14 protein-coding genes are annotated in these 15,363 nt (G+C 65.8%); 11 read left to right on the forward strand and 3 right to left on the reverse strand.

What is annotated here, in order from left to right; genetic code table 11:
• Positions 1-27: 27 nt before the first annotated feature.
• Entirely contained in the window at positions 28-3,513 is a 3,486-nt protein-coding gene (locus tag ACOOF5_RS03895; RefSeq protein ID WP_420436818.1) for a carboxyl transferase domain-containing protein, read from the reverse strand.
• Positions 3,514-3,703: 190 nt separating this feature from the next.
• Between ACOOF5_RS03895 and ACOOF5_RS03900 the strand changes: the two genes are divergently transcribed.
• From ACOOF5_RS03900 to ACOOF5_RS03915, 4 genes are all read left to right on the forward strand, one after another.
• Complete coding sequence (locus ACOOF5_RS03900) at positions 3,704-4,378, forward strand: nitroreductase family protein (protein ID WP_420436822.1); 675 nt, start codon at positions 3,704-3,706, stop codon at positions 4,376-4,378.
• A gap of 62 nt (positions 4,379-4,440) precedes the next feature.
• Positions 4,441-5,691, forward strand: a complete 1,251-nt coding sequence (locus ACOOF5_RS03905) for an acyl-CoA dehydrogenase family protein (RefSeq protein ID WP_420436824.1) — start codon at positions 4,441-4,443, stop codon at positions 5,689-5,691.
• 168 nt (positions 5,692-5,859) lie between these two features.
• Positions 5,860-6,582 carry a TSUP family transporter gene (locus ACOOF5_RS03910; protein ID WP_420436827.1) on the forward strand — a complete coding sequence of 241 codons (723 nt, stop codon included), beginning with the start codon at positions 5,860-5,862 and terminating at the stop codon, positions 6,580-6,582.
• Between the two features lie 200 nt (positions 6,583-6,782).
• Positions 6,783-7,397 carry a nucleotidyl transferase AbiEii/AbiGii toxin family protein gene (locus ACOOF5_RS03915; RefSeq protein ID WP_420436829.1) on the forward strand — a complete coding sequence of 205 codons (615 nt, stop codon included), beginning with the start codon at positions 6,783-6,785 and terminating at the stop codon, positions 7,395-7,397.
• Positions 7,398-7,429: 32 nt separating this feature from the next.
• Here the strand turns inward: ACOOF5_RS03915 and ACOOF5_RS03920 are convergent, their stop codons facing one another.
• A complete protein-coding gene (locus tag ACOOF5_RS03920) occupies positions 7,430-7,645 on the reverse strand; it encodes a hypothetical protein (RefSeq protein WP_420436831.1) in 216 nt (71 codons plus the stop codon).
• A gap of 221 nt (positions 7,646-7,866) precedes the next feature.
• Between ACOOF5_RS03920 and ACOOF5_RS03925 the strand changes: the two genes are divergently transcribed.
• On the forward strand, positions 7,867-8,514 hold the full coding sequence (locus tag ACOOF5_RS03925) for a hypothetical protein (protein ID WP_420436833.1): 648 nt from the start codon (positions 7,867-7,869) through the stop codon (positions 8,512-8,514).
• A 96-nt stretch (positions 8,515-8,610) separates the two neighbouring features.
• On the opposite strand, the gene ACOOF5_RS03930 is transcribed toward ACOOF5_RS03925, so the two are convergent.
• A complete protein-coding gene (locus ACOOF5_RS03930; RefSeq protein ID WP_420436835.1) occupies positions 8,611-9,837 on the reverse strand; it encodes a pyridoxal-phosphate-dependent aminotransferase family protein in 1,227 nt (408 codons plus the stop codon).
• A 296-nt stretch (positions 9,838-10,133) separates the two neighbouring features.
• On the opposite strand from ACOOF5_RS03930, the gene ACOOF5_RS03935 reads away from it, so the two are divergent.
• From ACOOF5_RS03935 to ACOOF5_RS03960, 6 genes are all read left to right on the forward strand, one after another.
• Positions 10,134-11,354, forward strand: coding sequence for an aspartate aminotransferase family protein (locus ACOOF5_RS03935; protein ID WP_420436837.1), 1,221 nt, complete (start codon positions 10,134-10,136; stop codon positions 11,352-11,354).
• A 28-nt stretch (positions 11,355-11,382) separates the two neighbouring features.
• On the forward strand, positions 11,383-11,814 hold the full coding sequence (locus ACOOF5_RS03940; RefSeq protein ID WP_420436839.1) for a nuclear transport factor 2 family protein: 432 nt from the start codon (positions 11,383-11,385) through the stop codon (positions 11,812-11,814).
• Positions 11,815-11,992: 178 nt separating this feature from the next.
• Positions 11,993-13,690 carry an N-acyl-D-amino-acid deacylase family protein gene (locus ACOOF5_RS03945; protein WP_420436841.1) on the forward strand — a complete coding sequence of 566 codons (1,698 nt, stop codon included), beginning with the start codon at positions 11,993-11,995 and terminating at the stop codon, positions 13,688-13,690.
• 157 nt (positions 13,691-13,847) lie between these two features.
• Positions 13,848-14,054: a hypothetical protein gene (locus ACOOF5_RS03950; protein WP_420436843.1), complete on the forward strand. Its 207-nt coding sequence runs from the start codon at positions 13,848-13,850 to the stop codon at positions 14,052-14,054.
• Entirely contained in the window at positions 14,035-14,712 is a 678-nt protein-coding gene (locus tag ACOOF5_RS03955; RefSeq protein ID WP_420436845.1) for a hypothetical protein, read from the forward strand. Before ACOOF5_RS03950 ends, ACOOF5_RS03955 begins: the two co-directional genes overlap by 20 nt.
• A gap of 347 nt (positions 14,713-15,059) precedes the next feature.
• Positions 15,060-15,356 carry a helix-turn-helix domain-containing protein gene (locus ACOOF5_RS03960; RefSeq protein WP_420436847.1) on the forward strand — a complete coding sequence of 99 codons (297 nt, stop codon included), beginning with the start codon at positions 15,060-15,062 and terminating at the stop codon, positions 15,354-15,356.
• The last annotated feature ends 7 nt before the right edge of the window (positions 15,357-15,363 follow it).

Below are 15,363 nucleotides of genomic sequence, written 5' to 3' on the forward strand. Positions count from 1 at the left end.
AACGCAGCCGAGCCAGAGCGTCCCTCCTCAGGGACGAAAGGCGATGGGGCGCGGCACCAGTTGAACCGGTCGGCTGACGACTCGGTAGGCACCCTCGATCCATTCGCAGATCAGTCGGCGGGTGTCACGAGGGTCGATCATCTCTTCGATCTGGAAGCGGTTGAGCGGCCCGATCGGTCCACGGGCCGCCTCGATGCGTGCCTCCAGCTCGGCCCGCAATGCGACCGGGTCCGCGGCCTCTGCAAGTTGCCGTTTGTAAGCGGCCTCGATGCCGCCTTCGGGCGGGATGCCCCCCACATCGGCGGCCGGCCACACCACTCGGGCGTTGTGCTGGCGGCGCGGTGTCGCGTAGTTGTTTCCGGCCACGCCGAAGCTGCGCCGCATGAGCACGGTGAAGATCGGCACGGCGGCTTGGGCGAATGCCGTCATCCACGTCGCGCCCTTGCGGATCGTGCCGGCAATCTCATGCTCGACGCCGACCGCGAAGCCGGGGTTGTCGCACAGGTTCAGGATCGGCAGGTGGAACAGGTCGCACAGGTCGATGTGGCGGGTCAGCTTGTCGCAGCCGTCGGCGGTGAGCGCGCCGCCGTTGGGATGTCGACTGTCCGACGCCAGCACGCCGACGGGGTGGCCGTTCATGCGTGCGAACCCGACCACCTGGTCGGTGCCCCACAGCGAGCCGATCTCGAAGAACGAGCCTCGGTCACAGATCAGCTCGATGCCGCGGCGGACGTCGAAGGTCGTCGTTCGCTTGCGGGGGATCAGCGTCAGCAGCTCGTCGTCGCGCCGATCGGGCGGGTCGTCGGGGTCGGGCGTCAGCACGGGCGGCGTCTCGTACACCGACGACGGCAGGTACGACAGGAAGCGTCGGACAAGCTCGGCTGCCTCCTGCTCGGTCTCGGCCAGGTTGTCGACTGAACCGTTGGTGCAGTGGATCCGCCAGTCGCCGAGGTCTTCCTTGGTGATGTCGTAGCCCATCGCGTGGCTGACGACGGGCGGACCGGCCACGAACAGCTGCGAGATGTCGCGCACCATCACCGCGAAGTGGCCCAGCACCGCCTTCGCCGCGCCGATGCCGACCACGCTGCCGAGCAGCATGTTGACCACCGGCACCGTCGCGAGCTGTTCGGCGTACTCAGTGCTGCCCAGATGTGATGGCAGGAACGAACCGCCTCCGCCGGTCACCCGCGGGCGCCCGGCCTTGATCGCACCAGTGCTCTCCTTGGCGGTGCTCTCCCCCTCGGTGCGCTGCTCGGGCACCATCGAAGCAACACTGCCGCCTCCTGAGGAGCCATCGAGCAGCCGGATGGACGGCACGCCCAGTTCCGCAGAAAGCAGATCGAGGTAGAAGCTCTTCGCGCCGATGGCGCCGTCGGCGTGGCCGCCGCGGGAAGTGAAGTCGTCGGCGCAGACCACAACGTCGCGGTCTTCGATCTTGCCGGTCCCTCCGACGTGGTTGGCGGGCGTGAACGCCGCTATCTCGCCCTCGTCGTCGTAGGAGGCGAAGCCGGCGAGGCTGCCGACTTCTCGGAAACTGCCCTCGTCGAGCAGCAGGCGGATCCGGTCCCGGCAGTGCAGCTTCCCCCGGTCGCGCTGGCGCACCACTCCCGGCTCGACAGAATCCGGGCCGAGGCGTTCATCGGCCAAGCGCTGCAGCGTCTGCACTTCGTCCAGCAGCGGCTCCCAGCCGCTGAGCCTCGTACCTGCCGGGCCAGCGTCGCCGGCGGCTGTGCCGGTCATCACGACTGCCAAGACTTCGCCTTCAGCCAACTGATCTCCAGGCTGCAGCTGACGCACGGCCGAGACCGTCCCGGCGCTGGGTGCGGTGACCTCGGTCTCCATCTTCATGGCCGACAACACCGCGATGGTCTGTCCGGCCGCCACAGCGTCGCCGGCGCCCACCCGCACCTCGACAACGCTGGCCGGCAACGGGCTGCGAATGGCAACTTCACCGTCGTCGAGCGAGCGATCCGGCCAAGTCGACGCCGGCACTGCGCAAGGCGATGCCGCGGCAGGCGACACAGGCGATGCTGATGCGGGCTCCAACATCGCAGCACGCCGCGATGCGTTGGCGCCCATGTCGCCCGAGATCCCGTCGGTGCTCGTGGTGTTCGTCGCACCGTCGCCGGGCAGCACCGCCATCTCCGTCAGCAGCGTGGTGCGTGCATCACCGCTGCGCACGGCCGGGTGGCTCAAGATCTGGCGAAGCTCGTCGATGTTCGTGGGCAGCCGACCGATGTGGAAATCGGCCAGAGCAGCAGATGTACGGGCAACTGCAGCCTCGGCAGTGCTGCCGGCGCCGATGACCTTGGCGAGCAGCGGATCGTAGTGCGGCGGCGGTGTGTAGCCGGCGTACCCGGCAGCATCGACCCGCACCCCTGCGCCCGACGGTTCGTGGTAAGCGGAGATGGCGCCAGAGCCGGTTGCCACCACTCGCGCTTGCACGGCATAGCCGCGCGGAGCGCCAGCAAGCAACCGCATGGCAGCGCCTAATTCCTCTGCCGCGGTCCGATCTTGGTTGGCAGGGACGACGCCGATGTCCTCCAGGCTTGCGCCCGCAGCGATCCTGAACTGAGCTTCGACCAGGTCGACACCGGTGACCTGCTCGGTGACGGTGTGCTCGACCTGGATGCGTGGGTTGCACTCGATGAAGAAGTGATCCCCGGTTTCGGGGGACACCAGGAACTCCACCGTGGCTGCGTTCGTCAAGCCGGCCTGAGCCGCGAGCCGCACGGCGTCGGCATGCAGCCGTTGCTGCAGCCTGACGTCCAGGCGCGGCGCAGGAGCAATCTCGATGACCTTCTGATTGCGCTGCTGGACCGAGCAGTCCCGCTCCCACAGGTGAGCAACATGTCCGTCCTGATCGGCTAGCACCTGTACTTCGATGTGGCGCGGCCGCTCCACGAGACGCTCCACGAAGACGGTGCCGTCACCGAAGGCCGCTGCGGCCTCGCTGGAGCACCGTTCGAACGCCTCAGCGATGTCCTCAAGGCGCTCCACGGCGCGCATACCCCGTCCGCCCCCACCCGCAGCAGCCTTGAGCATCACCGGAAGTCCGATCGCCTCGGCGGCTTCGACCGCCGCGGAGGCGTCGGCAACAGCGCCAGGCGAGCCTTCGGCGACGGGAACATCAAGGGAGGCGGCCAAGGCGCGGGCGCGGACCTTGTCGCCGAACAATTCCAGCACCTCTGGAGGCGGACCCACAAAGGTCAGTCCCGCATCGGCGCACGCACGCGCAAACGCAGCACTCTCAGCCAAGAAGCCGTAGCCAGGATGGACGCAATCGCATCCGTGGCGCAGCGCCGCTTCGACCAATGCTTCGATATCGAGATACGCCGCCACGGGGTCTGTCCCAGGCAGTTCCACAGCCTCGTCAGCTGTCGCCACGTGCAGTGATCGGCCGTCGGCAGACGAGCAGACGGCCACGGTCTCGATGTTCAGGAGAACGGCAGCCTTGGCGATGCGAATAGCGATCTCCCCGCGATTCGCAATGAGGACACGATGCAGATTCATGGCGTTGCTCCGCCGGTCGGGGCAGTTTCGGCCGTTGCCGCGGCGTCATCGACGTCGAGGTGGCACCGGCGGGGACTCGATGGTGTCGATTGTGTCGCACTGCCGGAGCGTGCGCTTGGGGCGACACCTCGCCGGCCGCGGTGCGCACCGGCTGAGCGCGGAGTTGACCTGCCGATGCGAGACTGGCGCGATGGAGATTTACGACGTCATGCGCACCACCTTCGCCGCTCGGGACTTCACCGACGACGCAGTCACCGACGAGGTGCTGTACCGCATCTTCGACAATGCCCGGTTCGCGGCCAGCGGCGGCAACCGCCAGGGCCACAAGGTCATCGTGGTGCGCGACCCTGCCCGCAAGAAGCGTCTCGGCGAGATGTGCTTCCCGGCCATGCGCGTCGCCGCAGCGCAGGTCGCAGCCGGCGAGGTCTACTGGCAGAGCTACAACCCCTCATCGGTGAACATCGAAGAGGCCATGGCCGACGAGTCATTGAAGTTCCCGCTGCCGATGTTCTCGCGCATGGATGAGGTGCCAGTGGTGCTGGTGGTCACGGTCGATCTGCGCGTGGTCGCCTCGATCGACAAGGAGCAGGACCGCGTCGGCGTGGTGAGCGGCGCCTCGGTGTACCCGTTCGCGTGGAACATCCTGCTGGGCGCCCGCAACGAGGGCTTGGGCGGAGCAATGACCACGCTGCTGTCGGCAAACGAGCCCGCAGCCAAGGAATTCCTCGGGCTGGAGGACTGGGAGGCAGTCTGCGCCCTGCTGCCGATCGGCAAGCCGACCAAGCAGCTCACCAAGCTGAACCGCAAGCCAGTTGAGGAGATCGCAGTTCGCGAGCGCGGCGACGGGGAACCCTTCACGATCTAGCGCCGCGACGGGCGCGTCGGACGACTAACGCAGCGGCAATCGCTTCCAAGAGAGGTCCCACGATGGCTATCGACTTCAGCTTGACCCCCGAACTCGAAGAGCTCCGCAAGCGGATTGCTGCGTTCATCGACGCTGAAGTGCGGCCAGTCGAGGGCCGCATCGATGCGGAGCAACTCGAGGAGACCGACCGCGACGCGTATGTGGCGGCGCTGCTGGGCATGCGCCAGCGGGCTCGCGACGAGCAGCTGTGGCTGCCGCACATGCCCGCCGAGTGGGGCGGCATGGGGCTCGGCCACGTCGAGATGGCCATGGTGCAGGCCGAGGCTGCAAAGACCAGGTTCGGACCGTGGGTGCTCAACTGCCAAGCCCCCAATGAGGGCAACATGCACACGCTGTTGCACTGGGGTACCGACTCCCAGAAGCAGCGCTACCTGGCGCCGCTGTGCGAGGGCCGTGCCGAGTCGTGCTTCGCGATGACCGAGCCGGAGGTGGCTGGCTCAGACCCGACGCTGATTCAGACCCGGGGCTATCCCGACGGCGACGAGTGGGTGCTGAACGGCCACAAGTGGTTCATCTCGAACGCGCACCGGTCCAAGTTCGCCATACTCATCGCCCGTACCGAGGACAATCCCGACATCCCTCAAGCCGGCAACTCCGCGTTCATCGTGGACTTGCCGGCCGACGGCTGGACCGAGGTCCGCCAGATCGAGACCATGCACGGGGGCACAGGCCACAGCGAGATCCTCATCGAGGACCTGCGGGTCGGCGCCGGTCAGATGCTGGGCGGGCGCGGCCAAGGTCACCTGCTGGGTCAGTATCGGCTGGGCCCGGCTCGGCTCGCGCACTGCATGCGCTGGATCGCCCAGGCCCAGATGGCGCTCGACATGATGGTGGACCGGTCCCTGAACCGGTACGCCCACGGCTCGCTGCTCGCCGAGAAGCAGGGCATCCAGTGGATGATCGCCGACAGCACGATGGAGCTGTACCAGGCGAAGCTGATGGTGCTGCATGCCGCCTACAAGGTCGACCGGGCCCAAGCCGGCACCGGTGAGGACTTCAAGGCCGAGGTGTCGATGGCCAAGCACTTCGTGGCAAACATGCTCGGCCGGATCATCGACCGGTCCATCCAGGTGCACGGGGCGCTCGGATATTCCACCGATACGCCGCTGGCGCACATGTACCAGCACGCCCGCTGGGCCCGTTTCGCCGACGGCGCGGATGAGGTGCACCAGATGCGGATTGCGCAGCGCACCATCGCCGCGTACACCGACACCGGCGGCACCGGGGCTGCGACGGGCAACCTGCCCATCTAGACATGGCAAACGCCGTCGTCGCCCGATGAGCATCCGTTGAGCCGCATGAACGGCACCGCATGGGCGTCACGAGATGGTGGCTGCCCGTGACGTGCAGTTTGCGAAGACTCTTCGGCCACGGCCTTGCTCAGCCAGACATCTCGCCGTGAGCCGCGCGAGGAGCGCACAGTGAGCATCGCCGAGTACGTGATCGCAGCCCTGTTCATCGCTGTGGGCGCCGGCACTCAGGCCTGCATCGGCATTGGCATGGGCCTCATCGCCGGGCCGATCCTGGTCGTCATGGAGCCCACGTTCGTGCCGGGTCCGATGCTGATGGTGGCGGGAGGCATCAATGTGCGCAACGCAATTGCCGACCGGGCGTCGCTGAACGCACCAGCCATGCGGCGACAACTGATGGCTGCGCCGCTGGGTCTGGTAGGGGGCGTGGCACTGCTTGCCGCCTTGAGCGATCGCTCCCTCGCCATTGCCGTGAGCCTGTTCGTGCTGCTGGCAGTCGCGGTGCAAGCGGTCGGCACGCGGCCACCCGAAGGTCGCTTGGCCGACTACGCGGCCGGCGCCGGAACGGCCTTCTCGTCGTCCGTGGCGGCCGTGCCCGGTCCGGTGTATGCCGTATTCGCCAGCCACTGGCCACCCGCGGCACTGCGAGCCACCATGGCGACCTACATGCTGGTCGTCGGCACCGCGATCATCGTGGCCCTCGCCATCATCGGCGAGTTCGGACTGCGCCAACTGTGGCTCGGGCTGGGCCTGCTGCCCGCAGTAGTGCTCGGGCTGCCGATCGGCCGGTGGCTGCGACCGCGCCTTGCGGGACCGCGTTTTCGGATGATCGTGCTCGGCGTAGCGGCCACCAGTGCGACCGCCGTGCTGATCCGCCAGCTCGTCAGCGCCTGAACTTTGCCCCGCCGCTGGGATCGGGCACACTGGCCTCATGTCAGCAGCTCAGCGCCCCAGGCTTCTGCTGAAGGAGTATCCGCCTGTAGCCATGACCGAGGTGGAGCGCGGCGAGGTGTTGGCGAGCCTGCTCTGCCTCGCCATGCATTTGCCGAGGCAGAGTTCGCCCGAGCTGGAATATCCCGTGTTCAGGAGCCGACATGAGCGACCAGCCAGCTGAGGTCCTCGCTCCCGACATATTGGGGTTGATCCGGCGGTTGCACCGTTCCCTTCAGTGCTCAGGTCTGCCGTACGCCTTCGGCGGTGCATTGGCTTTGGCCTGGTGCATTCCTGAGCCGCGTACAACCCGAGATGTGGATCTCAACATCTTCATCGAAGCTGAATCCGCGGAGGTTGCGCTCGCTGCACTGCCCCTCGAGATCGTCGCCACCGATTCCGCAAAGTCCGAACTGCGCACATCGGGCCAAACGCGTCTGATGTGCGACACCATTCCGGTTGACATCTTTCTCACGAATGATCCGTTTCACACCGAAGTGGCAACACGCGTCGTCCGGCATCCGTTCCTGGGCGAGCAGATGCCGTTCCTGTGCTGCTCGGACCTCGCCGTGTTCAAGGCATTCTTCGACCGTCGAAGGGACTGGTTCGACCTGAGCGAGATGTTCGAAGCGCGCTCGATCGATCTGGCAGAGATGACAGCGCTCGTCGCAGAACTGCTAGAGGGTCCCGACGACCACCGCATCGCCCAGCTTCGCCAAGCGCACGACGAAGGTGAGCGCACACGCCGTCGCCGCGCCGCCAGCGATGACGGTTCTTGACGGCTGCAAGGCGCTGACAACCTGACGGGCCATCACAACTCGGCGGCGTCGCAATGGATGCCGGCGGTCTGGGCGGCGTCCATCAGCTTGTCCTTGGTAATCGCGCCCGCGGCAATGCTGAGGCTCACTTGAATGTGAGCGGCATCGTCATCCACTGCGTTGAGAACGAACAACTCCGCCCAGTCGGCCATCGCCGTCTCGCCAACGGCGGCGAGGGCTACGGCGAGCTGCAGGCGTGGCACCCGCATTCCGGCGAAAGCTGCGGTCGGGGATGCTTCGGCGTCGCTGCCACCGCGCCTCATCCGAGACGCGGGAGAGATTGTAAATGGTTGGCTTGTACTGAAAGGATATTTTATTGTTTGCTCCCGTAGCCCGCTACTCCGTGGAGCCTCCCATGTCCGAACAACATCGAAGCCGCATCTATGCTTGGATTTGCGAATTGCACGACCAACCCACGGCGGAGTATCTGATGTCCTGCTTGGCACCAGCGCCGGTGTCTGAACTCGTCACCAAGGAATGCTTGACGGCCGAGCTGTCGCGCTTCGCCACCAAGGAAGACATGTACGCCGGCTTTGCCGAGATGCGCAAAGAGTACGAAGCTCAACGCGCGGAAGACCGCCGCGCACACGCGAAGCAACGCGCAGAAGACCGTCGCGCACTCGCAGAGCAACGCTCCGAAGATCATCGCGTCCTCGCAGAGCAACGCTCCGAAGATCATCGCGTCCTCGCAGAGCAACGCTCGGAGGACCAGCGCATTCAGGCGCAACAACGCGCAGAAGACCGTCGCGCACTCGCGGAGCAACGCGCGGAGGACCAGCGCCAACGCGAAGAGGACCGTCGCATACACGCAGAGCAACGCGCGGAGGACCAGCGCCAACGCGAAGAGGACCGTCGCATACACGCAGAGCAACGCGCAGAGGACCGCGGCGAACTCGCAGACCAGCGATCAGAAGACCGGCGCGAATTTACAGACCAGCGATCAGAAGACCGGCGCGAATTTACAGACCAGCGAGCCGAGGACCGGCGCGCCGCGCAGCACCGCCACTACTGGCAGATGGGCGTGATACTTGCGGCGACCACGCCGATCTGGCTCGACACCTTCGGCATCATCGGCTGAGTTCACAGCCGACCAGCCGGTCGGCTCGGCGTGATGTCAACGCATCCGCTCGGCAAGCAGACCGAGCTGCTGCGCTCACCGGTGCGCGTCGCCGGATCAGGACCAAGGGTCCTCGGGGGTGGGGGGCGGCTTGGGCGCTGGCGTGGTGGCTTCGGCGATGATCTGCGCCGCAGCGGCCACTCCCGATGCGCCCATCGGCGCTTCAACGGCCAACAGGGTGGCCTCGATGGTGCCGAGGGTGCCGAGCAGCATCGGCGGGTTGAGGTGACCCATGTGGCCGATGCGGAATTCGGCGTCGGCGTTGCCGGTGATGCTGAGCCCCAGTGTGAGGCCCGCTTCGCTCTCGCAGGTGGCGCGCAGCTGCTGCGCCGACACCTCGCCGGTGCGGATCATCGTGACCGAGTTTGAGCGATGTGCCCGGTCCACCACGTTCAGCTCGAGACCGCCTGGCGCAGACCAGGCGTCGACGGCTGCGTGAATGGCGCTCGCCATCACACGATGGCGCTCCCAGACGTTCTCCAGGCCTTCCTCGTCGATCATGTCGAGCGCCTCAGCGAGGCCCCACAGGTGCTGGACCGGCGGCGTGCCGCAGAAGATCCAGTAGTGCGCATCGGGGTCGGTGCGGCGAGTCCAGTCCCAATATGCGGTGCGCAGGTCGGCTCGCTGATGGGCTTCCCACGCCTTCGGAGAGACCCACACCATGCCGAGGCCCGGAGGCACCATCAGGCCCTTCTGGCTGCCCGCCACGGTGACGTCAACGTTCCAGTCGTCCATCTCGAACGGCTCGCACCCCAACGAGGCCACGCAGTCCGCCATCAACAGTGCCGGATGATCAGCCTCGTCCATGGCGCGACGCACTGCGGCGATGTCGTTGCGAACTGATGACGCCGTGTCGGTCTGCGCGACGAGCACAGCGGCGAACTCCCGCCCGACATCGGCCCGCAAACGTTCGGTGACCGCATCGGGCTCGATGGCAGCTCGATCCGCAGCGTGCAGCACTTCGAACTTGACGCCGCTCATCGCAGCCATCTCGGCCCAATTCGTGGCGAAGTGCCCGACTTCGAGCACGAGAACCTTGTCGCCGCGAGAGAGCGTGTTGGTGATCGCCATCTCCCAAGCGCCGTGACCGTTCGAGACAGCGATGTAGGCCCGATGCTCGGTGCGGGCCAGCGCCGGCAGCCGGTCCAGCAACGAGTAGGTGAGATCCACCACCTCGCCCTCGTAGATATTCGGAATCGGTCGACGCATAGCGTTCAGGACGCGATCGGGAATGACTGACGGGCCGGGGATCATCACCAGCGGACGGCCGTGTCGCAGCGACATCGATACTCCCTTCAGCGACCGCGCCTGCCAGCGCACCGCCAAACGCCATCAGCCTACGAAACCCCATCGCATTCGCCCGCATTGGCGTAGGGGCTGAGCCGATGGGCGAAGCAGTGGACACCGCGGCCCGTGAGCGCGGCGCTCCGTCCGCTCCCATGCCCTTCAGGCGCTGCGCAGTCCTCGGGCACCCCCGGCCGTCCCACCCTTGAACCAGCAGCGATTGCGTAGGCTGCGCAGAGACCTGTGCCGATGAGGGTGCTCACGGCCACGGGAGCGCACACATGGGGGTGTCCGAGATGGGCAGCAACGCACTCATCCATCCGTTCTCGATTCTCAGCCGCGACGAGAACGAGTTCATCGAGATCGTCTCAGGCGAGGGCGTCATGCTGCGCGACGCTGCCGGCAACGAATACATCGACGCGCTCGCCAGCTTGTGGCTGTGCCAGATCGGCCACGGCAATCGCACCGTCATCGACGCGATCACCGCGCAGCTCGACCGGCTGCAGACGTACAACACCTTCGAGCCATTCTCCAACGGACCTGCTGTGGAAGTCGCAGAGATGGTGCGAGCGCGCTCCCAGCACCCCGACGGCCGGGTGTTCTTGGGCTGCTCGGGCTCCGAGGCCATCGACACCGTCTTGAAGTTCGCCCGGCGGATCCACCGGCTGCGCGGCGACGAAGACCGGCAGATCATCGTGCGCCGCACCGGCGGTTATCACGGCGTGAACGTGGGCGGCACCAGCGTGCAGGGTCTCGAGCCGATCCGGGACGGCTGGGGCGACCTGCTGCCGCACGTAGTCGAGATTCCCAACGACGACGTCGAACCTGCCGCGCAGCTGTTCGCCGAACACGGCGAGCGCATCGCCGCCGTCATCTCCGAGCCGATCCAGGGCGCTGGCGGCGTCATCCCGCCCCCGCCTGGCTACTTCGAGGGCTTGCGGCGGCTGTGCGATGAGCACGGCGCGCTGCTCATCTTCGACGAGGTGATCTGCGGCTTCGGGCGTACCGGCAGCTGGTTCGGCGGCCAGACGTTCGGCGTGGTCCCCGACATGTTCACCTTCGCCAAGGGCGTGACCTCGGGCTACCTCCCGCTGTCGGGCGTGGTGGTGTCACGCGAGATCGCAGACACGCTCGAAGCCGACCAGAACAAGTTCATGCACGGCTACACCTATTCGGGCCACCCCACGGCGTGCGCCGCCGGTGTCGCCAACATCGGTGTCATCGAGTCCGAAGGGCTGGTGGAACGAGCGAGCGACATCGGCGAGCGGATGGAAGAAGGCTTCTTGGCGCTGCAGGGCGACGGCATGATCGACAGCTACCGGGGCCTTGGCGGCATCTGGGCCTGCGACATCGGCAGGGACGCCACCGAAGCTCGCGAGGCTTTCCTCAAGCGCGGCGTGATCTCGCGGCCCATCGGCAACGCGCTGGGCTTCTGCCCGCCGCTCATCATCACCGATGACGAGATCGGGCTGATGTTCGACCGGCTCGACGACGCACTGCGAGCCACAGCGCCCTAGAGCGACCATCTCCGAAGGAGTGACGACCATGGAATCTGCGCAGACGCGGGCACTGTTGGAGCGCTACTACGCGGCGCTGACCACGGCCGACAGAGACGCGATGTTGGAGTGTCTCGACCCGGAGGTCACCTGGGTGCTGCCCGAAACGGCCGCGCAGGGCAATGCCGTCGACACGATGTCCGGTGCGAAAGAAGTAGTCGAAGCCTTGGGTGGCCGCGTGGTCCGCCAGACCTTCGACATCTCCCAGCCGATCAGCCTCGAGGTCCGCAGGATGATCGTCGACGGCGGCACCGCCGTCGTGCAGCAGCGGCTCACAGCCACCGCCAAGGCCACTGGTCGCGAGTACGACAACCAGTACTGCTGGGTGTACGACTGCCGCGGCGGCTTGATCGCCCACATGGAGGAGTACACCGACACGCTCTATGCGGCACAGCGAATGGGCTGGGACCTCGGCGTCTGACGGCGTCTCATCAGGCTGCGCCAGATGTGAGGGGGCCGCGTCCGACAGCCTCACACCCGACAGCGTCCCGTCGCCGGCAAGCACGCCATAGGCCTCGTCGGGCACAATCAGAACAGCGAACGCAGCGCGATCGATCGCATCGACCGCGCCGAACGATGGAACCTCGGGAGAAATCGCCATGAGCACCTACGACATCGTCATCAAGGACGGAATGATCTTCGACGGCACCGGAGCGCCACGAGTGCGCGGTGACGTCGGCATCGCCGGGGGCAGGATCGCCGCCGTCGGACGTGTGGATGCTCGCGAGGGCGCCAAGATCATCGACGCCTCGGGCATGCACATCGCGCCGGGCTTCGTCGACTTGCACACCCACTACGACGCCCAGGTGTTCTGGGACCCGTACTGCACGCTGTCGGGCTGGCACGGCATCACGTCGGTCGCCATCGGCAACTGCGGTTTCGGTTTCGCCCCGGTCGACCCCGACATGCGCGAGTACGCCATGCGCTCGATGACCCGGGTGGAGGCCATCCCCTATGAGTCCATGCGCCAAGGCATGCCGTGGGACTGGGTGACGTTCCCCGAGTACCTCGACAGCCTTGAGCGCACGCCCAAGGCGCTCAACATCCTGCCGTACGTGCCGATCGGCCCGATGCTGGTGATGGTGCTAGGCCTCGACGACGCCAAGGACGGCCGCATGCCGACGGTGGGCGAGCACGAGATGCTGGCCAAGCTGGTGCATGAGGCGATGGACGCCGGCGGCTGCGGCTGGTCGGCCCAGCGGCTGCCTCCCACCGGTCCCGCTGCGGTGCAGCGCGACTGGGACGGCACGCCGATGCCCACCGACATGATGAACGACGAGACGGCACTCGTCCTCGCCAGGGTGCTGGCCGAGCGCAACGAAGGCGTCGTGCAGATGACGCTGACCAGCGGCAATGTGACTCACGACCTCGCTCATCTCGAGGAGATCGCGTCGATCAGCGGCCGCCCGTTGCTGCACAACGTGGTGCAGGCCTTCGAGGACAAGCCCACCATCCACCAGCGCCAGATCGAGTGGCTGGAGCGCTGCCGCGAGCAGGGTGTGCCGGTCTACGGCCAAGGCGTCACCAGCGATGCAGGGTTCACCTTCACCCTCGAAGACTGGAACCTCTACGACGACTCCGAAGCGTGGATGGAAGCCTGCATGGGTGACAAGGCCGAACGGCTGGCGAAGATGTCCGATCCCAGCCGCCGGCAGGCCCTCAAGGACACCCTTCCTCGCACGGCGACGGCGCCGCTCGAGACGGTGACGATCCTGTCGCCGCGCAGCGCCTCGACCGAGCAGTACCGGGAGATGTCGGTCGGCCAGGCAGCCGAGATGGCTGGCAAGGACCCGGTAGACCTCATGCTTGACGTCGCCGTCACCGACGGGCTCGACACGCTGTTCTTCGTGGCGCCGCCGCAGGGCAATTCAGACCTGCTGCGAGATGTGGTGCAGTACCCGCACATGCTGTTCGGTGTGTCCGACGGCGGTGCGCACACCAAGTTCCTCACGGCCGGGCGCTACCCGACTGAGACGCTGACCGAGCATGTACGCGAGAACCAGTGGGTGACCTACGAGGAAGCCCACCGTCGCCTCTCTGCGCTGCCCGCACAGCTCGCCGGGTTCCGCGACCGAGGACTGATCCGCAACGGCGGCCCCGCCGACGTGCTGGTGTACGACCCCGAGAATCTGGAAATCGGTCCCAACGAGGTCGTCCACGATCTGCCAGGCGGCGAGTGGCGCCGGATCCAACGAGCCAGCGGGTATCGCAGCGTCATCGTGAACGGCGCCGAGACCATCTCCGAGGACACACAGACCGAGACCTACAGCGGCCACCTCCTCCGCCACGGAGGCTGACGCACCGCACCCAGAGCCCTGCTTGCGCCGCGGCCCATAGCGACACTGCCGCTATCTTGATGTCACACCCACCTGATCATCATGTCTCACACGACCTGTATCCAGAGAACGCAGTCAGCGTGAGTCAGCACGTTTGGCACAACGACAAGGCGCACCGATGAGCGACGAAGCAGACCGGTACGACGACATTGAGGTCATCGTGCTAGATGACGACGAGGTGCGCGTCATGATTGACAACGCGCTCGCCGAGGCTGGCTGCACCTGGGAAGAACTTCAGCGTCAGGCGGCCGACGGGCGATTCGAGAGCCACATTGCCCGCGAAGCTTGGTTCGTGGTCTCTTCCTTTGAGCCGCTCCCAGCCTGACCTGCGCCGTCAGGCCCAAGATTTCGCGGGAGAACTCTCTGACCTGCTGAACGGCACCGTCACGGACGGCATACGCATCAGAGCAATCATGCACAAGGATGGCCGGGCCTTCGTAGGGTTCCGCATCAGCCAAGAACATCCGAGAGGTGAGGCTGTTCCGCTGACGATCTCAAGATCGGCAGCGCGTCTCAGCCTCAAGATCATCCAGACCCTTGAACTTGACCCTGAACGCCGCTACCTGACCACGACGAAGAGTGCGTACACGATCGCTTCTGCGGGTGATGGCCTCCCTGTGCTGACATACGACTACGTACGAGTGCCGACCAATCAGTACCCGGCAGCACACTTGCACGTACATGGAGACGTCCAGAGGTGTCAACACATCCTGAACATCTGTGGCCATGAGCGGCGGCGTCCCGTTGACCTGCATCTGCCGGTCGGCGGACGCAGATTCAGACCAAGTCTCGAAGACCTGATCGAGTTCTGCATCCTTGAAGACTTGGTGACACCGCGGCCAGACTGGCACAAGACGCTCGAGGCATCGCGTACTCGATTCCACTTTCAGCAACTCCGGGCGATGGTCCGGCGCGATCCGGACACGGCGGCAGAAGAACTGCGCGATATCGGATGGACATCAACTGCACCAAGCGACACATAGTGTCAGCCGTGATGGAAGCAGTCTTGGCCGCGAAAGACGAACTCGAATTCCGTGAATGAGTTGCTGATCGTCAACGCTTCGGCCGTCGTCGACGTGCACATCGACGCCCTCGCGGCCGAAGCAATCCGCTTTCGTCTGAGATCGGAGGCTCAGGAGTCAGGCCGTAGGAACTGACCGATCCTCTGGGTCATGAGAAGGGCTGCTCCATTTCGTCGCAACACGTAGATCAGTGTGTTGGCACACAATTTCGGTGATACCTGTATTTTTTCCTGGGAACCAAAATATCGCCATGAGCTATAATCTCGCGACTCTGCGGTAAATTGCTGCTCATCACGAAATGTTGTGCCATGACAGACCCGACACCCACCGAGTTCATCGACTTCGACATCCGCACGCCGCGTCGCCTCGCACGCACATTGCGCAACCACCGCCGCAGCCTCAGGCTCACCCAAGCCGATGTCGCCAGTCGAGCCGGAGTTTCGGTGCAATGGCTCAGCGACTTTGAAACTGGCCGCACACCCGGCGGCGCCGACCGTGTCACCGCAGTGCTCACAGCACTGGGGCTCTCGCTCGCAGTCCACGCCCGCCCGGTCACCGCCATCGACGCAGTCCTCGCCACCCACACAGAACCGCCCGACGGCTGACCCGGCC

This window comes from Candidatus Poriferisodalis sp., from assembly GCF_965214215.1.
GTDB lineage: Bacteria > Actinomycetota > Acidimicrobiia > Acidimicrobiales > Poriferisodalaceae > Poriferisodalis.